The sequence below is a fragment of the Janthinobacterium sp. Mn2066 genome, assembly GCF_049319705.1.
GTDB lineage: Bacteria > Pseudomonadota > Gammaproteobacteria > Burkholderiales > Burkholderiaceae_D > Janthinobacterium.
This window is the reverse complement of record NZ_JBMOUF010000004.1, coordinates 61,658-79,627: the sequence shown is the minus strand read 5'-3', so window position 1 is coordinate 79,627 and position 17,970 is coordinate 61,658. Positions and strand designations below refer to the sequence as shown.

Sequence of the window (17,970 nt, the reverse complement as noted above, 5' to 3'; positions counted from 1 at the left end):
TGAATTAGTGCTTTTGTTCGCCGATTAATGACAAGTTGTCGTGTTCGGCCTGGTTCAGCTTGTGGCGGCGCATGATCATGTACATGGTGCCGGCCACGAACAGGCCGAACAGCACGATGATGGCGTTGAGCGGCAAGTGCAGGCGGATCATGATGGAATACACGGCCAGCATGGTCAGAATCGACAGGTTTTCATTGAAGTTCTGCACGGCGATCGAATGGCCTGCGCTCATCAGCACGTGGCCGCGATGTTGCAGCAGCGCATTCATCGGCACCACGAAGAAGCCGGACAGGGCGCCGATCAGCACCAGCATCGGGTACGCCATCCACACAGAATGCACTTGCGTCATCAGCATGACGATCACGCCCATGGCGATGCCCAACGGAATCACGGTCAAGGATTTGCGCAGTGGAATGAAGCGCGCCGACAGCACCGCGCCAAACGCCACGCCGATGGCGACCACGCCCACCAGGCTGGTGGCCTTGTCGAACGGCATGTTCAACGATTGTTTGGCCCATTCCAGCACGATCAGCTGCAAGGTGGCGCCAGCGCCCCAGAACAGCGTCGTCACGGCCAGGGTGATCTGGCCCAGCTTGTCTTTCCACAGGATGGAATAGCAATTGGCGAAATCGGAAATGAGCTTGATCGGATTGCGTTCCTGGTGCGGATACACGCAATGCGTGTCCGGTATCTTCAGGTTGGCCAGGGTCGCCAGTATGTAAGTGCCTACGACCACGCACAGGGCCGCTTCCGTCTTGGTGGTCACGCCAGTGTCGATCAGCGGGAAGTCGAACGACAGCAGCATGGCCGACACGTGGCCGCTGACGAGCGCGCCGCCCATCACGGTGCCGAGGATGATGGAGCTGACCGTCAAGCCTTCGATCCAGCCATTGGCCGCCACCAGTTTTTCCGGCGGCAGCAATTCCGTCAGGATGCCGTACTTGGCAGGCGAATATACGGCCGCGCCAAATCCCACGATGGCGTAGGCCAGCAGCGGGTGGACGTGGAAGAAGACCAGCGCGCAGCCGAAGATCTTGATCATGTTGCCGATGAACATGACCTTGCCTTTTGGCATGGAGTCGGCGAAGGCGCCGACGAAGGCGGCCAGCAAGACGTAGAACAGGACGAACGACAGTTTTAACAGCGGCGTGATCCACGCCGGGGAATTCATGGACACCAATAGATCGACGGCGACGAAAAACAGGGCGGTATCAGCCAGCGAGGAAAAAAACTGCGCTGCCATGATGGTATAAAAACCACGATTCATTCTTGAGTGCCTGAAATCTTATCTGGCTTGCTTTATACCACGAAGAAAGAACAACCTACAAGTTTGCGCCACCCTCCGGGCGGGGCTGTCTCCTAAGCAGGACTTAATTTTTCTGCCGTAGAAAAATAGCTATGGTTATGAATATTTTGCAAATGACAGAGTCTGCCTGGCGCGGGGTCTGCAGCCCCTGGAGACTGTCCGTTAAAATAGGCCTTTATTACTTGCCGTAGAAAACGCTTATGCCCAGGCCCATCGTCGCGACCATCCATCTGGATGCCATGAAACATAATCTGGCCCGCGCCCGTGCCAGTGCGCGCGGCGCCAGGGTGTGGGCCGTGGTGAAAGCCGATGCCTATGGGCACGGTTTGCAGCGCGCCATGCGCGGCTTTGCCGATGCCGACGGGCTGGCGCTGGTGGAATTCGATTACGCGCTGCGCTTGCGGACCTGGGGCTGGAGCAAGCCGATCCTGATGCTGGAAGGCTTTTTCGACGCCGCCGACTTGCTGGTCATGGCCGAGTACGGTCTCAACGGCACCGTGCATAGCGCAGAGCAGATTGCCCTGCTGGAAGCGGCCCGCTTGCCGGCGCCCGTCGACGTGCACCTGAAGATGAACACGGGCATGAACCGCCTGGGGTTTACGCCGCAGGCGGTGGGCGCGGCCTATGCGCGCCTGCGGGCGATTCCCTGGGTCGGCACGATTACCCTGATGACGCATTTCGCCAATGCCGACGAGGCGGCGCCAGCCCATTTGCCACTGGAAGAGCAGATGCGGCGCTTCGAGGCGGGCGCGGCCACCATCGCCGACTGCCTGCCGCGCAGCGTGTCGAATTCGGCCGGCGTGCTCCTGCACCAGCTCGATAGCGATTGGGTGCGGCCCGGCATCATGTTATATGGCGGTACGCCCAGCAAGGCGCCCGCGCTCGATTTCGATTTGCGCCCGAGCATGACCTTGCGCAGCCGCATCATCGGCATCCAGGATATTGTCGCCGGCGAGGTGGTCGGTTATGGCAGCCGCTATGAAGCGCGCGGCCCCGTCAGGGTGGGCGTGGTCGCTTGCGGTTATGCCGATGGCTATCCGCGCCACGCGCCGGAGGGCACGCCAGTGCTGGTCGATGGCGTGCGCACGGGCCTGGTCGGCCGGGTCTCGATGGATATGCTGATGGTGGACTTGACGCAGGCGCCGGGCGCCCGGGCAGGCAGCGAGGTCACCCTGTGGGGCGAGGGCTTGCCGATCGATGAGGTGGCGGCTGCCGCCGGCACTATCTGCTATGAGCTGATGTGCGCGCTGGCGCCGCGCGTGCCTGTAATAGAAGCATGATCGAAGCGTGACCTGCGGGGACTGTTTGTATATACTGCGAGGATACTGTATATATAGACAGTCATTTTCACTCCTACCCGAGCACAGCACACCATGGCAAAAGTCAAAACCACCTACACTTGCAGCGATTGCGGCGCCATCAGTAATAAATGGATGGGGCAATGCACTTCCTGCAATCAATGGAACACCATGGTGGAAACCGTGCCCGAGACGGGCGGCAACAACCGCTATTCGAATCCCCAGCATATGTCGCTGGCGCAGACGGCGCCCGTGCTGTCGCTCGACGATATCGACGCCATCGACGTGCCCCGCTTTGGCACCGGCATCGAGGAATTCGACCGCGTGCTGGGCGGCGGCATGGTGGCCGGCGGCGTGGTGCTGATCGGCGGCGACCCCGGTATCGGCAAGTCGACCCTGCTGCTGCAGGCGCTGGCGAACATGTCGCACCAGAAACGCGTGCTGTATGTCAGCGGCGAGGAATCGGGCGCGCAGATCGCCTTGCGCGCCAAGCGCCTGGTGATCGACGCCAAGGAATTGAAGCTGCAGGCCGAGATTCAACTGGAAAAAATCCTCGCCACCCTGGCGGATTTAAAGCCGGAAGTGGTGGTGATCGACTCGATCCAGACCGTGTATTCGGATGCCCTGAGTTCGGCGCCTGGTTCGGTGGCGCAAGTGCGCGAATGCGCGGCGCAATTGACGCGCGCCGCCAAGCAGACGGGCGTGACGATTATTTTAGTCGGCCACGTGACGAAAGAGGGCGCGCTGGCCGGTCCCCGCGTGCTGGAACACATCGTCGACACGGTGCTGTACTTCGAAGGCGACGCGCATTCCAGTTTTCGTCTGGTGCGAGCTATAAAAAACCGTTTTGGCGCCGTTAATGAGTTAGGCGTGTTCGCCATGACGGAAAAAGGCTTGAAGGGCGTCTCGAATCCATCCGCGCTGTTCCTGTCGCAGCATGACAGCCAGGTGCCCGGCTCCTGCGTGATGGTGACGCAGGAAGGGACGCGGCCTTTGCTGGTGGAAATCCAGGCGCTGGTCGATACCAGCCACTTGCCCAATGCGCGGCGCTTGTCGGTGGGCCTGGAGCAAAACCGGCTGGCGATGCTGCTGGCCGTGGCGCACCGCCATGCGGGTATCGCGGCGTTTGACCAGGATGTATTTATCAATGCGGTCGGTGGCGTGAAGATCACGGAACCGGCGGCCGACCTGGCGGTGTTGCTTGCGATCAATTCGTCGATGCGCAACAAACCGTTGCCGCGTGGCTTGGTGGTGTTTGGCGAAGTGGGCCTGGCCGGTGAGATCCGGCCCGCGCCGCGCGGGCAGGAACGCTTGCGCGAAGCGGCCAAGCTGGGTTTTACGCTGGCCATGATCCCGAAATCGAACTTGCCCAAGCAGGCGATCGAGGGCATCAAGGTGATTGCGGTCGAGCGCATCGACGAGGCGTTCAACAAGTTGCGCGATCACGAGTAAACATGCATGGCGCGGCAGGTCATGTGGCCGGGCGGCAAACTGAGTCATTTGGAACTATAATATTGCCCGACATTTCGCGTAGCGTATGGGCGGCGAAATACAGATGAATCGATAGAAAGAAGCGGAATACAGTGTCAGTAGAGCAAAGGCAGGGCGCACGCAAGATTTTGCGTACCAGGGCAATGTTGGTGATGGATGGTGCGGGGCCGGTAGCGGCGCGCACCCTCGATGTCGGACCGGGCGGCATGTCGGCCGTGGTCACGGAGCCGGTACCTGCAGGCAAGCAGGGCAAGGTGCTGTTTGAGTTGTTCCTTGAAGGCAAGGCGCAAATTATCGAAGCCCGCACCGCTGTGTCGCATTGCATATTCAGTAGCGCAGGCTTCAAGGTAGGATTGACTTTCTTGCATCTGGACATGGCAGTCATGAGCGCTATTTCCCGGTTCATGCGCTAAGATAGTTGTAGAAGAGCAGGTGCAATGGGTTTGCAGGGCGCAAAATACGGCTCTGTTCGCTGTTTTGATGGTGTAGCCATGCTGCATAATAATCAACCAGAAGAGATCCGGTCATGCAGTGCAGCGCGTGCCCCCTTTACAGACTATATCCGGCCATATCAGGACATACAGGACGCCCACCATGTTTAATTCCACGATCAACAGCAAGGTCTACACCAATAACACGCAGGCATCGCCATCGGCCGATGTGTATGCCAAGGTGGAGCGCCAGATGCAGTCGCAAAATACGGGCGTCGTCAAACTCAATACCACCCTGGCCAAGGATCAGGCCAAGTTTTCCGGCCTGGGCCAGCTGCAATCGGCGCTGGCCAAGTTCCAGACCGTCGCCAAGAACATGGCCGGCAGCGGCCTGGCCACCTCGGCCACGCCCAGCAAGGCGGGCGTGGTCAGCGCCACCACCACCGAAAAATCCGTCAGCGGCACCTACGAAATGAACGTCAAGCAGCTGGCGCAAGGGCAAACCCTGCTCAGCGGGGCGCAGAAATCGTCTTCCGCCGCCATCGGCACGGGCGCGCCGACGCAGATCAAGATCGAACTGGGCAGCGAAGACGGCAAGCAGTTCACGGCCGGCGGCGGCAAGCTGATCGCCGTGACTATCGACAGCAGCAACAATAGCCTGGATGGGATTGCCGCCGCCCTGAAGCAGGCTGGCGTGGACGCCAGCGTGGTGAAAAATGCCGACGGCTACTCGCTGGCCATCAATGGCAAGAGCGGCGCCGACAACAGCATGCGCATCAGCGTGACGGGCGACGCGTCCATCAGCAACCTGGTGTCGTACGCGCCGGGCGCCAGCAAGGGCTTGCAGCAGACGGCGGCCGCGCAAGATGCGCTGGTCACGGTGGACGGCAAGGATATCAAGAGCGCCAGCAATACCTTGACGACCGCCGTCGAAGGCACGACCATCGAGCTCAAATCCACCGGCATTACCGACCTCGTCGTCGCCAAGGACAGCAGCCAGATCGCCACCAATGTGGCCAGTTTCGTCAAAGCCTACAATGAGCTCAACACCAAGCTGCAAAGCTTGCAGCAAGGCGGCCTGAAATCGGACACGGCGCTGGGCCAGGTCAAGTCGCAGATGGAACAAGTATTGCGCACTGCCAGCACGGGCGTACCATCGTCGGTACTGGGCAGCGCTGGCGTTACCTTGGGCAAGAATGGCGAGCTGGTGCTGGACGAGGCCAAGCTCAAGGCTGCCGTCGCTGCCGATCCTGACGCTGTCGGCAAGTTGTTTACCAACGATGGCAAGGGCGTGGCCGACCAGTTCAATAGCAAGATCGGCGAGCTGACGGGCGAGACCAGCGTGCTGCGCAAGGAGCAGTTGAACGTCGGCAAGGACATCACCACCCTGACCAACAAGAAAGCCGTACTGGCCAAGGCCCTGACGGCGCAAGCCCAGGCGCTGGTCAAAGCCTACACGGCGCAGGAGCAGATGGGCAGCAATTCGGCCCTGCCAGGTTATACGGGCAAGAACTCTTTATTCGACTTTATGGCCTGAGTTCATGGCCTGAGTTTATGTTTTAAAGAAGGCCGTCGGCGAACTGCCGAAGGTCTTCTTGAACATGGCGGAAAACGCCGACTGGCTGGCGTAGCCCAGTTCTTCGGCCACCTGTGACAAAGGCACGCCGCGCGCGATCATCGGTGCGGCGTGGGCCAGGCGCACTTGCTGGCGCCACTGGCCAAAACTCAATCCCAATTCCCGTTCGAACAAGCGCGCCAGGGTACGCTCCGAGGCGCCGACCACTTGCGCCCATTGCTCCAGGGTCAGGGGCGAGCCGGGCTTCTCGATCAGGTTGCCGCACAGGGTTTTCAGGCGCTTGTCCGACGGCAAGGGCACGCGGATGGGGCGGGTGCTGGAACGTGACAATTCATCGAGTATCAGTTCGGCCAGCAGCGCTTCGCGCGCCGGTTCCTGGCCAGGGTCCAGCTGTTCCAGCGAAATGATCAGCTGGCGCAGCAGGTTCGACACTTCCAGCACCTGGCAATCGCGGCCGGCAAACGGTGCGCGCGCGGCAAAGATGCACAGCGGCCGCAGCCGGGTCTTTTCCAGTATCGTCACTTCATGCTCGACCTGGGGCGGTATCCAGATGGCGCGCATGGGCGGCAACACCCAGCTGCTGTTCAGGGCCGTGATGCGCAGCACGCCTTCGAGCGCATACGTGACCTGCCCCCAGGGGTGGGAGTGCGGCAAGAGAAATTCGTCGGCTTGCAGGTCGCGCGCGATCATCGTCACGGGAATGGCGGCGCTGGGCGCCTCGCGTGGCGGGCACATGCGCGTATGGTGAAGCACGGGTACACCCATCAGTTTGACCTTAATTCGATAAATGATGTCATGCTGGTGAAAAACAGACGATGGTATTTTGCATACACTAGATGGCATCAAGTATAAAACAGGGTATGACATGATAACAACAACTAGCAACTCTCCAGACGCTAACTTTGCCAGCGACGTCCGCGTCATCGGCCTGGTTGGGCTGGCGCATGGCGTCTCGCATTTTTACCATTTGATCCTGGCGGCCCTGTTCGTCTGGCTCAAGCCTGCCTTCAACCTGTCGTATGCGGAACTGGGCTTGCTGATGACGGTGTTCTTCGTCATCTCGGGCGTGGGCCAGGCGCTGGCCGGCTTCGTGGTCGACCGTTTCGGCGCGCGCGCCGTGTTGTGTTCCGGCATCTTTTTGCTGGGTCTATCGGCGCTGGCGCTGGCGCACGCGCAAAGCTACACGGCGCTGATGCTGGGCGCCATGCTGGCCGGCACGGGCAACAGCGTGTTCCACCCGGCCGACTACACGATCCTCAACCAGCGCGTCTCGCCGGCCCGCGTGGCGTATGGTTTTTCCATGCACGGCATCAGCGGCAATATCGGCTGGGCCCTGGCGCCCTTGTTCATGACGTATGTGGCCAGCCACTACGATTGGAGAATCGCGCTGCAGTGCGCGGCCGTGCTGCCGTTTTTCGTTCTGCTGGTGCTGTTCCTGAACCGCCACGCAATCCGCCCCGAACCTCTGAAAAAACCGGTACCGGGCCAGCCGGCCGGCGGCGAGGGCACGCTCGATTTCCTGCGCCTGCCGGCCGTGTGGATGTGTTTTGCCTTCTTCTTCATTACCGCGATTGCCCTGGGGGGCATCCAGAGTTTTGCCAGCGTGGCGCTGGTCAAGCTCTACAACATGAGCTTGCCCCTGGCCACCAGCGCCTACACGGCGTACATGCTGGCGTCCGCGGTCGGCATGGCGGCCGGCGGCGTGGTCGGCGCGCGCAGCAAGCAGCCGGACCGCAACGTGGCGATCGCCTTTTCGGCGGCCGCCGTATTGGCCGTGCTGCTGGCGCTGGCTGCCGTGCCGGCCTGGGCCGCCGTCGTGCTGATGGGCGCCATCGGCCTCACTTCCGGCGTGGCAGGGCCGTCGCGCGACCTGATGATACGGGCGGCGGCGCCGAAAAACGCCACCGGGCGCGTGTATGGCGTGGTTTACTCCGGTCTCGATAGTGGCCTGGCCGTCGGTCCCCTGCTGTTTGGCGCGCTGATGGATGGCGGCCATCCTGCTCTGGTGTTCGTGTTTATCGGCCTGTTCCAGGCGCTGGCGATCGCCACGGCCGTGGGCGTGGGGGGCAAGACACGTGCCGTGGCGCTGCAAAAGGCATAAAATTAAGGGCATCTGAAACTTCGCTGACGGAGCTGCCATGACCTTTGCCACCACCGACCTGTGCGACGATTACGCTGCCATGCTGGATGACGGCACCCTGGCGGTGCTGCCGCCCGTGTACCGCTCGTTCGGGCAAAAGCTGCGTTTTTGTGGCCCGGCCACCACCGTGCAAGTGTTTGAAGACAATGCGCTGGTGCGCAGCACGCTGGAAACGCCGGGCCATGGCCATGTACTGGTGATCGATGGCGGCGGCAGCCTGCGCCGCGCGCTGGTGGGTGGCCAGTTGGGCGTGCTGGCGCAGCATAACGGCTGGGCCGGCATCGTGGTCGATGGCTGCATCCGCGACTGCGATGAAATCAATGTCTGCGAGATTGGCGTGCGGGCGCTGGCCACGCATCCGCGCAAGAGCAGCAAGACGGGCGCCGGCCAGGTGGATGTCCGCGTGCAGGTCAGCGGCGTGGATGTCTCGCCCGGTGACTGGATCTACGCGGACGCCGATGGCATCCTGGTATCGCGCCAGGAACTCGACTAAATATCCCGGTAAAATTATTCAGGCATAAGGCGTGCCGGCCATCGCCGCCTGTACGCCGATGCTGCCCTTGTCGATCATGGCCAGGAACACGGCTTGCGCGTGGCTTGCATCTTGCCCCAGCCGGTAAGCCTGGTGCGCCTGGATCAGGGCTACCGTCCAGCTTGCCACAACCAGTCCCGCCGCCAGGTGGGCGTCGCCATCATCCATTTCCCGTCCTGCCGAGTGCGCCAGTTCTGCTGCCAGCAATTGCGCAATTTCGTCGCGTATCGCCCTGGCCCTGGCTTTCAGGGTTTCGCTGCCTTCGATGGTGGCGATAAAACCCTGGCTTCCGGCAGAAAATCGCATGTAGGGACTATCGTCCGCCACCAGGCCATGCGCCAGCAGGCGCAAGGTTTCGAGCGGCGAGATGCCGGGATTGCGCTGGCGCAAGGCTGAGCGCAAGGCTTCGCGGCCTTCCTCGTCGCGGTCGAAAAACATGTCTTCCTTGCGCGGGAAGTGGTTGAACACCGTCATCCGCCCCACATCGGCCGCCGCCGCAATCTCATCGACCTTGACCTGATCGAAACCCCGTTCGAGGAACAGGCGCGTGGCGATATTGGAGATGGCCTGGCGCGTGGCCAGGCGTTTGCGGGTGCGGAGGTCGGTTGGTATTGACATGCGGCAGATCATAGCATATCTTATGTGTACTGAGTACATATTTGGATTGGGTATATTATGAATCGAATCAATGAACAAACACAGGTTGTCGTCGTCGGCGCAGGACCGGTCGGACTGCTGGCCGCCATCGAATTAACCCTGGGCGGCGCGCGCGTCGTGGTGCTGGAGCGCCTGGCCGCGCCGAGCAAGGTGATGAAGGCCCTGGGGATCGGTCCCCTGGGCAGTGAAGCCTTGCAGCGTCGCGGCATGGCGCCCGCCATGGAGAGTGTGGAGGCGCGCGCCTTTGAGCTGATGCAATCGTTCGCGCAACAGCCGGGCGCCCAGGTGCGCGGCAAGGACTCGAAGTTCAGCGGCCATTTCGCTGGTTTGCCCCTGATACGCAAGGATGCGCAGCGCGAGCCGCAGCGGCGCCCGCGTCCGGTCGACCAGCACAGCATTGAAGCCATGCTGGCGGAACGGGTGCAGGCGCTCGGCATCGAGGTGCGCCGCGGCTGCGACGTCACCGGCGTGGTGCAGCAGGACGATGGCGTCGAGGTGGCGTGGATATCGGATACGGGCGCCGGCCAGCTGCGTTGCTGCTGGCTGATTGCCTGTGACGGCGGGCGCAGCAGCATCCGCAAGATGGCCGGTTTTGACTTTCCCGGCACGCCGCCCAGCTCGACGTTTTACCAGGCCGTGGCCGAGATCGACCATCCCGAGCGCCTGTTGCCGATCGGCTGGAACCGCACCTCGGGCGGCGTGTTTTCCTACGGCCCCTCGGCCCACCCCGAGTCGCGCCGCCTGTTCATGCTCGATTTTTCAGGCACGCCGGAAAATCGCGAGGCGCCCGTCACGCGTGAAGAGATTGAAAGCGTGCTGCGCCGTATCAGCGGCATGGAGGTGCGCGTCAACGCGCTGGGTAGCGCCAGCCGCTGGACCGACAATACGCGCCTGGCCGCCACCTATCGCCAGGGACGGGTGCTGCTGGCCGGCGACGCTGCGCATATCCATACGCCGTTTGGCGGCCAGGGCCTGAGCCTGGGCTTGGCCGATGCGGCGAACCTGGGCTGGAAGCTGGCGGCGGTCTTGCGCGGCGACATGCCCGACAGCCTGATCGACAGCTACACGGCCGAACGCCATCCCGTGGCCCAGGCGGTGCTGGCCAATACCCTGGCCCAGGTCGCCATCATGCGGCCCGATCCGCAGGCGGGCGCCATGCGCGAACTGATCGCCGAACTGATGCAGTTCGATGACGTCAACCGGCGCATCGGCGAAATGATGAGCGGCCTGTCCACGCGCTACGATCTGGGTTCGGCGCGCGACGAGGTGGGCCGCCTGATCGGCAACCGGCCCATCGGCCATGGCGACGCCGGCGTGATGCTGTATGACGTGATGCAGGATGGCAAGGGGGTCTTTCTCGACGCCTCGCGCGGCGCCGCTGCTTCCCGTATCGTTGCCGCAGCGACGCAGCAGCTGCGCTGCGTGGCCACCGGCAATGGACCTTCCATGCTGATCCGTCCCGACGCCTGCATTGCCTGGGCGGCCGATGGCGACAGCACCGATGGCCTGGAGCAGGCGCTGCGCCGCTGGTTCGCTTCATCGCCCGTGGCTGCGCAATGAACAAGCCGCTGCTGATCATCTTTGCCACCATCGCGCTCGACGCGGCCGGCATCGGCCTGATTTTCCCGATCCTGCCGCGGCTGCTGGCGGAGGTGACGCATGCGGGCCATATCGCGCCCTATATCGGTATCATGACGGCGCTGTATGCCGCCATGCAATTCATCTGCGCGCCCGTGCTGGGGCTCCTGAGCGACAGGCTGGGCCGGCGTCCCGTGCTGCTGATCTCGCTGGCGGGCGCGGCCGTCAACTATGTCGTCATGGCGTTTGCGCCCCAGTTATGGATGCTGTTGCTGGGCCGGGCGATTGCCGGTGTGACCAGCGCCAATGTGTCCGTCGCCACTGCCTACATCACCGATATTTCGCCCGAAGAAACGCGGGCGCGCCGCTTCGGCTTGCTGAACGCCGTGTTCGGGCTGGGTTTTATCGTCGGCCCCGTGCTGGGCGGCGTGCTGGGCGACTATTGGCTGCGTCTGCCTTTTATTGCCGCTGCCGTGCTGAACGCGGGCAATTTTTTGCTGGCCTGGCTGGTCTTGCCCGAATCGCGTGCGCCGCAGCAGCAACAGATCCGTCTGGCCGAACTGAACCCGCTGCGGCCCTTGCGCTGGGCGTTTTCCATGAAGCCTTTGCTACCCATCATCTGTGTGTTCTTTATCCTCAGCGCCACCGGCGAAGTGTATGGCACGTGCTGGGCGCTGTGGGGCCATGACAGTTTCGGCTGGAATGGCTTGTGGATCGGCTTGTCGCTGGGCATGTTCGGCGTCTGCCAGACCTTGGTGCAGGCATGTTTGCCGGGTCCGGCGACGCGGCTGTTCGGCGAGCGCGGCGCCGTGCTGATCGGCGTCGGCTGCGCCTGCCTTGCGCTGCTCGTGATGGCGTTCGCCCGCCAGGGATGGATTGTGTTTGCCATCATGCCCATCTTTGCCCTGGGCGGCATCGGCGTGCCGGCGCTGCAGGCGCTGGCCACGCGGCAAGTGGAAAAGGACCGCCAGGGCCAGTTCCAGGGCGTGCTGGCGTCGGTGGTCAGCCTGGCGTCCATCATCGCGCCGCTGGCGTTCTCCAGCCTGTATTTTGTCGTCCAGCAAGACTGGCCAGGCGCCATCTGGCTGTCCGTGGTCGTCATCAACGCGATCGCGCTGCCATTGATCGTGCTGGGCACCCGCAAGGCTGGCAAGGGCGAGAAAGCCCATGAATCGTTGTTGAGAGGAGGATAACGAAATGCAATAATGGCTGGGCGTGCAATATGGCATTGCAGACTATAAAGGAATGACTATGCAGCAAGCCCCAGTTGCTAAAGAACCGCCCTTGCTCGATCCCGTGGTGGCGCCCCGCATCGCCGTCACGCGCCTGGCGATGGGCTTGCTGCAGGGCTTGCTGCTGTACTGGCTGTATAGCGCCGTGCAAAACAAGGCGTGGATCGCCACCCACGCCTATCTGCTGGCGCCCTTGATCTTGATCGGCGTGCTGCTGCCGGTGCTGCTGGTGTCGAGCCTGGGCCATATGTCGGCGCGGCGCATCGTGTTGTGGATGCTGGCGGCGGCCGCCGTGCTGACAGTGCTGGCCGCGCACGATGTGTGGCGCGACGTCCGGCAGGCAGCCGCTTACGCGCCTGCCAATCCCTTGTATATGGTGTCATCGCAGCTGTTCGTGTTTTGTGTGCTGGGCTTTTTTATCGCCCATGCGCTGGTGTTGTCGAGCGCGCACGACAGGCGGCGGGTGGCGCGTTACCCGACGTATTTTGAAATCGCCTGGAAGCTGGCTATCCAGCTGCTGTTTTCCCTGCTGTTCGTGGCCGTGCTGTGGCTGGTGCTGTGGCTGGGCGGGCAATTATTCCTGCTGATCAAACTCGATTTCCTGCGCAAGCTGCTCAGTAAAGCCTGGTTTGTGATTCCCGTGCTGTGCTTTGCGTTTTCCTTCGCCATCCACATTACCGACGTGCGCCCGGCCATCGTGCGCGGCATCCGCACCTTGCTGCTGGTGCTGATGTCGTGGCTGTTGCCGATCGCCGCCGTGCTGGTGGCCGGCTTCCTGCTGACCTTGCCGTTCATCGGCTTCGAGCGCCTGTGGGCCACGCGCCATGCGGCTTCCGTGCTGCTGGGCATGGCCGGCTTGCTGGTGGTGCTGATCAATGCGGCGTTCCAGAATGGCGAAGTGGAGCTGGGCGTGGCGCGCGCGATCCGCATCGGTACGCGGCTGTCGTGTTTGCTGCTGCCATGGCTGGTCGGCATCGCCATCTATGCCTTGACCTTGCGCGTGATGTCGCATGGCTGGACCTCCGAGCGCCTGATCGCTGCCGCCTGCATGGTGATCGCCAGCTGCTACGCGCTGGGTTACGCCTGGGCGGCCAGCAAATATGGCGACTGGCTGCATCTGATTTCCCATATCAACGTGGCCAGTGCGTTTGTCACCTTGCTGGTGCTGTTCGCGTTATTCACCCCGCTGGCCGATCCGGCCCGCCTGTCGGTCGCCAGCCAGATGGCGCGCCTGGACAGCGGCAAGGTGAGTGCCGACAAGTTTGATGTCGAGTATCTGCGCTTCGAGGGCGCCCGTTATGGCCAGGCCGCCTTGCAGCAGCTCAAGACCCGCAGCACAGGCCCGGATGCCGCGCTTCTGCAGGCCCGCGCCGAAGCCGTGCTCAAGCGCGCCACCCGTTACGATGAAAGCGGTGCGCTCAGCAACGTGGCGATCAACCTGACCGTGCGCCCGGCCACGGCCACACTGCCAGAGTCTTTCCTGCGCCAGGACTGGAGCCAGGTGGGACCGGTCTGGCGCCTGCCCGCCTGCCTGAAACGGGCAGGGCAGCAGTGCGACGCGTATCTGCTGGACTTCGATGGCGACGGCAAGCAGGAAGTGCTCCTGATCAGCAACGACCCACGCGCCAGCTCCGTCCTGCTGGCCGAAAAGGCCGATGGCAGCTGGTACGCGCGCGGCCAGATCCCACCCGAAGCGCTGCGCTGCAAGCCCCTGCGCGAACGGCTGCAAGCGGGCGACTTCCAGCTGCTGCCACCCAAGACGCGCGAACTGGAAATCGATGGCGTGCGCGTGCCGATGAGTTTATATGGCAACGAAGATGAATTGAGCTGCCCGGAAGAATAGCGGCGGACTCACTGGCAATTCAGCGACAACTCAGCGGGCATGCTCTTCAAGCCGGACGACAAAACCAGACCTCTGCTGATACGGCAGGCCGTGTATCGCCCTCCTGCCTTGGCATCCCTTATCCCCGGCGCATCGTATGCAGGCGGTATTGAATCTTGCATATTTTGCAGATGGTAAAATGCTATCCTGGTGGGAGCTGGCCGGGTTTGGCCAGATGCAGCCGTAGATGGATGACCGCCAACGGCCAGGAGCGGCAGTTAGATTTTCGGGTCATTTCAATTAATTAACTAGAAAAATTGCTAGGGGAAAATGGATCATTCAACCGCGCAGAAGCTTATGGGAGCCTACGAACGCATAGGCGCGGCTCTCAACGGAGCAGATAGTATCATTCGAACACTGCCGGAAGACGAGCGGACTGTGCACTTGCGTGGCCTTGGCGAGATGATGGGACACCTCTGGTCGAAGCTTCAACTTCCAGTTGTTCGCGAACACAGAGATCTGGATCCGGATGGCGATCGTTTCCAGAAAAAGCCGAAGCAAGAGTGATAAGTATGGACGCTTGTCGTAACCGCCTGTGAATTTTCGGCCGGGCAACATGCTCTGCTGGCTCGACAGGCCGGATTCGGCCAGAAGCTGCCATTGAACAGGAATGCTAAGTGAAGAATATTCAAATTTTTGATGGGGCAGACAACGCGGTCTTTGACATCTTCGCTGCGACTGATGAGGAGTTTGGGTTGATCTTCCCGAATGGTACAGATGTAGCATTTATCGATGAGGTTTATCAGACGCAGCCGTCACGAACCTTGGATGCGACTTTCACCGAGATCTGGAAGCGCCGTGTGCCAAAGTCCCGAGCGATGGGCATTCATGGAATTCTCTTCTACGAGTGCGAACACAAGAAGGTCTACTATCCCACTCGTCGCGATGAGGAAGCAGTAAATCCAAGCGGCTCCAGACTACGATAGCCAATGTCCGCTATGGGCGAAAGCTGCCCATCGCATTACCAAAACAAGATTAAAGTAAGTAGCGGAAGGGACACGCCATGGTTTTTTGCTGATATGGCGCCAGACTGTTGTCGGCGCCCGTGGAACATATGGTGGGGCTTAATTGCGTATCTTGACCTGCCGCACATGGTTTTCCAGTTCGTTGAACGAAGGGCGTTCGGTGGCGGAAATCACCTTGCGGCCGAATTCCACGGCCAGGGCGGGGGCGTAGCCGTTCAGGCTGGCCAGCAGGGTGACTTTGGCGCACTGGTACATTTTCGAGGTTTCATGGTGCTTGCGGCGCAGCAGGCTGGCCAGCGGGGCGATGAAGCCGTAGGCCAGCAGGATGCCGATGAAGGTGCCGACCAGCGCTTGCGCGATCAGCACGCCCAGCTCGGCGGGCGGCAGGCCGACGGAGGCCATGGTGTGGACCACGCCCATCACGGCGGCGACGATGCCGAAGGCGGGCATGGCGTCGGCCAGCTGTGAAATCGTCTGGATCGGCATTTCCGCATCTTCGTGGTGCGTCTCGATCTCGTTGTCCATCAGGTTTTCGATCTGGTACGCGTCCATATTGCCGGACACCATCAAGCGCAGGTAATCGGTGATGAATTCCAGGATGTGCTCGTCGCCCAGGGTGTACGGGTATTTCACGAAGATGGGGCTGCGGTACGGGTCGTCGATGTCGTCTTCGATCGACATCAGGCCTTCCTTGCGGATCTTGCTGAGGATTTCATACATCAGCCCCATCAGTTCCATATAGCGCGCCTTGGTGTATTTCGCGCCGTGGAACAGGGTGGGGATGGCGGCAAAGGTGGCGCGGATGGCCTTGGCGTCATTGCCGACAAAGAAGGTGCCCAGCGCGGCGCCGGCGATCATCATCAATTCCAGCGGCTGGAACAGGGCCGCCAGATGGCCCCCTTGAAACGCAAAGCCGCCGAAGACGGAAAACAGGACCACCATAAATCCGAGTATGACTAACAAAACTTACTCCCTCATAATATTGCCGCAACGCAATATTATAGTGTAACCGGATTTATGGCCCTCAGGATGACCCCGCTTGCAAATGTTGACGCAAAAAGTTGATAAAACCACGTACTTTGGCCGGTAATTGCTGGCGGCCATAGTCGAGGTAGCGGAGCAGGGCCCATTCCGAACGCAGCAAGATGGAGTGGCCACCGTGCCGCGCACCTGTATGCGGAAATGCGGGCGCTGTCAGGTCAGCTGTCTGGTCAACAAGCTCAGTGTTGATCGGCCGCCAGGAATGTCAGCAGTTCAGCGGTCGAGCGCACCTTGCCCATGAAGGGGAAGATGTTCTTGATGGAAAACTCGTGCAAGTCGGCCCGCAGGCTGCTCATCGCGTCCTCCGCAAAGATCACGGCGTAACCGAGGTCAGTGGCGGCGCGCGCCGTCGATTCGATGCCGAAGTTGGTGGCGATGCCCGTGAAGATCAGGGTGGTGATGCCACGGCGGCGCAATTGCTGTTCCAGCTCGGTGCCCTGGAAGGCGCCCCATTGGCGCTTGGCAATCACGATATCGCCTTCCTGGACACCCGCTTCCGGCACCAGTTCGGTGGCGTTGTCGGGCAGCGGCGGGGCCGATGCCGGGCGCGACAGCGCCACATCGGCCGGCAGGTGCAGCAATTCCTTGATCAGCACGCGCACATACACCACCGTGCCGCCGCGCTGGCGCATGGCGTCGGCCAGTTGCACGCTATGGGCCACGACCTGTTGCGCGGAGTGGGGTGCCAGTTCGCGCGCCACATTGCTGTGCTGCAAGTCGATCAGCACCAGGGCGGTGCTGGCTGGATCAAATGAAATGGAATTGAGGGCGTTCATGGTTGCTCCTATATGTGAGGGTAGGCTCAGATTATTATACGCTATAATCTGAGGATGTCCTCAGATCCTAATGCCACGTCAAAAAACGCCCGCCGCACGCCGCAACAACAGCGTGGCGCCCAGCGCATGCAGACCATGCTGGCGGCCGCTGCCGAGGTAATCGCTGAAAACGGTTACGACGCAGCCACCATGACGGCGATTGCCGCCCGTTCCGCCTCGTCGATCGGCGCCTTGTACCAGTATTTTCCCAACAAGGATGCCATCGTGCGCGCCTTGCGGGTCTTGTATGGCGAAGAAATGGAAAGCCGCTGGGATGGTTTGATTGTCGTGGCGGAAGGGCTGAGCGTGCAGGAGTTGTCGGATCGCATCATCGATTTGATGGTGGACTTTTCCACCCAGCATCCCGCGTATTTTGCCGTCCTGAACGCTTCGCTCAATTACCGGCGCGACGCCGATGCGCGCCTGCGGCTGCGTGAACGGTTTGGCCGCGCCTTCCAGCAAAAGCAGCCGGCGTTGAATGATGAGCAAGCCTTGCGGCTGGCCAATGTGGCCCTGCAAGTAGTGAAAAGCCTGAACCCGCTGCTGTCGCAGGCCGATGCCGCCGAACGTATGCAACTGGTGGCGGAATTCAAGCTGGTGCTGTCTGGCTATTTGAATAGCCGCCTGGCATAGGATTAATTGCGCTGCCAGAAGCGCAGCTTGTTGCCGAATGGATCGCCCACTTCCAGGATGCGGCCCCATTCCTCGTCGCTGATGCCGGGCCGGGCATACGGATAATTCTTTGCCGTCAATTCGGCATGCAGGGCAGCAATGTCATCGACGGGTATCAACAGGGCCGCGCCCGGCGTGGCGTCGCCATGGTGCTCGGACAAATGCAGGACCAGTTCGCCCCGTTGCACCTGCATATAGACAGGCGCGGTCGGATCGAAGCGGTGTTCCCAGTCCTTGCTGAAGCCCAGGAAGTCCACATAAAACTCGTACGCCTTGGCGACGGAAAAGATGCGCAGGATGGGGGTGGCGTTGGACAGGTGCATGGTGGTCTGGCCTCGGGCAGTGGATGACAAG

The 17,970-nt window shown here is 61.5% G+C and carries 18 protein-coding genes; 12 read left to right on the top strand and 6 right to left on the bottom strand.

What is annotated here, in order from left to right:
- Positions 1-4 precede the first annotated feature (4 nt).
- A complete protein-coding gene (gene lplT, locus ACL9RI_RS08875; RefSeq protein WP_422726218.1) occupies positions 5-1,267 on the bottom strand; it encodes a lysophospholipid transporter LplT in 1,263 nt (420 codons plus the stop codon).
- 239 nt (positions 1,268-1,506) lie between these two features.
- Between lplT and alr the strand changes: the two genes are divergently transcribed.
- The 4 genes from alr (at position 1,507) to fliD (ending at position 6,063) form a co-directional block, all read left to right on the top strand.
- Positions 1,507-2,586 carry an alanine racemase gene (alr, locus tag ACL9RI_RS08870; RefSeq protein ID WP_422726217.1) on the top strand — a complete coding sequence of 360 codons (1,080 nt, stop codon included), beginning with the start codon at positions 1,507-1,509 and terminating at the stop codon, positions 2,584-2,586.
- A 93-nt stretch (positions 2,587-2,679) separates the two neighbouring features.
- A complete protein-coding gene (radA, locus tag ACL9RI_RS08865) occupies positions 2,680-4,056 on the top strand; it encodes a DNA repair protein RadA (RefSeq protein ID WP_422726216.1) in 1,377 nt (458 codons plus the stop codon).
- Between the two features lie 131 nt (positions 4,057-4,187).
- Complete coding sequence (locus ACL9RI_RS08860) at positions 4,188-4,508, top strand: PilZ domain-containing protein (protein ID WP_422726215.1); 321 nt, start codon at positions 4,188-4,190, stop codon at positions 4,506-4,508.
- A gap of 181 nt (positions 4,509-4,689) precedes the next feature.
- A complete protein-coding gene (gene fliD / locus ACL9RI_RS08855) occupies positions 4,690-6,063 on the top strand; it encodes a flagellar filament capping protein FliD (protein WP_422726214.1) in 1,374 nt (457 codons plus the stop codon).
- A gap of 15 nt (positions 6,064-6,078) precedes the next feature.
- On the opposite strand, the gene ACL9RI_RS08850 is transcribed toward fliD, so the two are convergent.
- Positions 6,079-6,867, bottom strand: coding sequence for an AraC family transcriptional regulator (locus ACL9RI_RS08850; protein ID WP_422726213.1), 789 nt, complete (start codon positions 6,865-6,867; stop codon positions 6,079-6,081).
- A gap of 100 nt (positions 6,868-6,967) precedes the next feature.
- Between ACL9RI_RS08850 and ACL9RI_RS08845 the strand changes: the two genes are divergently transcribed.
- The gene (locus ACL9RI_RS08845) at positions 6,968-8,203 is read left to right on the top strand and encodes an MFS transporter (protein WP_422726212.1); all 1,236 of its coding nucleotides are present in this window, start codon (positions 6,968-6,970) and stop codon (positions 8,201-8,203) included.
- A gap of 37 nt (positions 8,204-8,240) precedes the next feature.
- Entirely contained in the window at positions 8,241-8,735 is a 495-nt protein-coding gene (gene rraA, locus ACL9RI_RS08840; RefSeq protein WP_422726211.1) for a ribonuclease E activity regulator RraA, read from the top strand.
- Positions 8,736-8,753: 18 nt separating this feature from the next.
- On the opposite strand, the gene ACL9RI_RS08835 is transcribed toward rraA, so the two are convergent.
- On the bottom strand, positions 8,754-9,392 hold the full coding sequence (locus ACL9RI_RS08835; RefSeq protein WP_422726210.1) for a TetR/AcrR family transcriptional regulator: 639 nt from the start codon (positions 9,390-9,392) through the stop codon (positions 8,754-8,756).
- Positions 9,393-9,449: 57 nt separating this feature from the next.
- On the opposite strand from ACL9RI_RS08835, the gene ACL9RI_RS08830 reads away from it, so the two are divergent.
- The 5 genes from ACL9RI_RS08830 to ACL9RI_RS08810 all read left to right on the top strand — a co-directional run bounded on the left by ACL9RI_RS08830 (position 9,450) and on the right by ACL9RI_RS08810 (position 15,049).
- Complete coding sequence (locus ACL9RI_RS08830; RefSeq protein WP_422726209.1) at positions 9,450-10,991, top strand: FAD-dependent monooxygenase; 1,542 nt, start codon at positions 9,450-9,452, stop codon at positions 10,989-10,991.
- A complete protein-coding gene (locus tag ACL9RI_RS08825; protein ID WP_422726208.1) occupies positions 10,988-12,202 on the top strand; it encodes a TCR/Tet family MFS transporter in 1,215 nt (404 codons plus the stop codon). The genes ACL9RI_RS08830 and ACL9RI_RS08825 overlap by 4 nt, the downstream gene beginning before the upstream one ends.
- A 58-nt stretch (positions 12,203-12,260) precedes the next feature.
- Positions 12,261-14,084 (top strand): DUF4153 domain-containing protein, encoded by a 1,824-nt coding sequence (locus ACL9RI_RS08820; protein ID WP_422726207.1) that lies wholly within the window; start codon positions 12,261-12,263, stop codon positions 14,082-14,084.
- A 309-nt stretch (positions 14,085-14,393) separates the two neighbouring features.
- Positions 14,394-14,630 (top strand): hypothetical protein, encoded by a 237-nt coding sequence (locus ACL9RI_RS08815; protein WP_183738476.1) that lies wholly within the window; start codon positions 14,394-14,396, stop codon positions 14,628-14,630.
- Between the two features lie 110 nt (positions 14,631-14,740).
- Positions 14,741-15,049 carry a hypothetical protein gene (locus tag ACL9RI_RS08810; protein ID WP_422726206.1) on the top strand — a complete coding sequence of 103 codons (309 nt, stop codon included), beginning with the start codon at positions 14,741-14,743 and terminating at the stop codon, positions 15,047-15,049.
- 138 nt (positions 15,050-15,187) lie between these two features.
- Here the strand turns inward: ACL9RI_RS08810 and motA are convergent, their stop codons facing one another.
- Together motA and ACL9RI_RS08800 are read right to left on the bottom strand one after the other, a co-directional pair.
- On the bottom strand, positions 15,188-16,051 hold the full coding sequence (gene motA / locus ACL9RI_RS08805; RefSeq protein ID WP_422726205.1) for a flagellar motor stator protein MotA: 864 nt from the start codon (positions 16,049-16,051) through the stop codon (positions 15,188-15,190).
- A 257-nt stretch (positions 16,052-16,308) separates the two neighbouring features.
- Positions 16,309-16,905 carry an isochorismatase family protein gene (locus ACL9RI_RS08800; protein ID WP_422726204.1) on the bottom strand — a complete coding sequence of 199 codons (597 nt, stop codon included), beginning with the start codon at positions 16,903-16,905 and terminating at the stop codon, positions 16,309-16,311.
- A 54-nt stretch (positions 16,906-16,959) separates the two neighbouring features.
- Here ACL9RI_RS08800 and ACL9RI_RS08795 point away from each other — a divergent pair, with 54 nt between their 5' ends.
- Complete coding sequence (locus ACL9RI_RS08795) at positions 16,960-17,577, top strand: TetR/AcrR family transcriptional regulator (RefSeq protein WP_422726203.1); 618 nt, start codon at positions 16,960-16,962, stop codon at positions 17,575-17,577.
- Between the two features lie 2 nt (positions 17,578-17,579).
- On the opposite strand, the gene ACL9RI_RS08790 is transcribed toward ACL9RI_RS08795, so the two are convergent.
- A complete protein-coding gene (locus tag ACL9RI_RS08790) occupies positions 17,580-17,939 on the bottom strand; it encodes a glyoxalase superfamily protein (RefSeq protein ID WP_422726521.1) in 360 nt (119 codons plus the stop codon).
- Positions 17,940-17,970: the final 31 nt, after the last annotated feature.

What these genes read in the sequence shown, in the direction of transcription:
- lplT (WP_422726218.1), bottom strand. Translation starts at nt 1,267, where the DNA reads ATGAATCGTGGTTTTTATACCATCATGGCAGCGCAGTTTTTTTCCTCG.
- alr (WP_422726217.1), top strand. Translation starts at nt 1,507, where the DNA reads ATGCCCAGGCCCATCGTCGCGACCATCCATCTGGATGCCATGAAACAT.
- radA (WP_422726216.1), top strand. Translation starts at nt 2,680, where the DNA reads ATGGCAAAAGTCAAAACCACCTACACTTGCAGCGATTGCGGCGCCATC.
- fliD (WP_422726214.1), top strand. Translation starts at nt 4,690, where the DNA reads ATGTTTAATTCCACGATCAACAGCAAGGTCTACACCAATAACACGCAG.
- ACL9RI_RS08850 (WP_422726213.1), bottom strand. Translation starts at nt 6,867, where the DNA reads ATGGGTGTACCCGTGCTTCACCATACGCGCATGTGCCCGCCACGCGAG.
- ACL9RI_RS08845 (WP_422726212.1), top strand. Translation starts at nt 6,968, where the DNA reads ATGATAACAACAACTAGCAACTCTCCAGACGCTAACTTTGCCAGCGAC.
- rraA (WP_422726211.1), top strand. Translation starts at nt 8,241, where the DNA reads ATGACCTTTGCCACCACCGACCTGTGCGACGATTACGCTGCCATGCTG.
- ACL9RI_RS08835 (WP_422726210.1), bottom strand. Translation starts at nt 9,392, where the DNA reads ATGTCAATACCAACCGACCTCCGCACCCGCAAACGCCTGGCCACGCGC.
- ACL9RI_RS08830 (WP_422726209.1), top strand. Translation starts at nt 9,450, where the DNA reads ATGAATCGAATCAATGAACAAACACAGGTTGTCGTCGTCGGCGCAGGA.
- ACL9RI_RS08825 (WP_422726208.1), top strand. Translation starts at nt 10,988, where the DNA reads ATGAACAAGCCGCTGCTGATCATCTTTGCCACCATCGCGCTCGACGCG.
- ACL9RI_RS08820 (WP_422726207.1), top strand. Translation starts at nt 12,261, where the DNA reads ATGCAGCAAGCCCCAGTTGCTAAAGAACCGCCCTTGCTCGATCCCGTG.
- ACL9RI_RS08815 (WP_183738476.1), top strand. Translation starts at nt 14,394, where the DNA reads ATGGATCATTCAACCGCGCAGAAGCTTATGGGAGCCTACGAACGCATA.
- ACL9RI_RS08800 (WP_422726204.1), bottom strand. Translation starts at nt 16,905, where the DNA reads ATGAACGCCCTCAATTCCATTTCATTTGATCCAGCCAGCACCGCCCTG.
- ACL9RI_RS08795 (WP_422726203.1), top strand. Translation starts at nt 16,960, where the DNA reads ATGTCCTCAGATCCTAATGCCACGTCAAAAAACGCCCGCCGCACGCCG.
- ACL9RI_RS08790 (WP_422726521.1), bottom strand. Translation starts at nt 17,939, where the DNA reads ATGCACCTGTCCAACGCCACCCCCATCCTGCGCATCTTTTCCGTCGCC.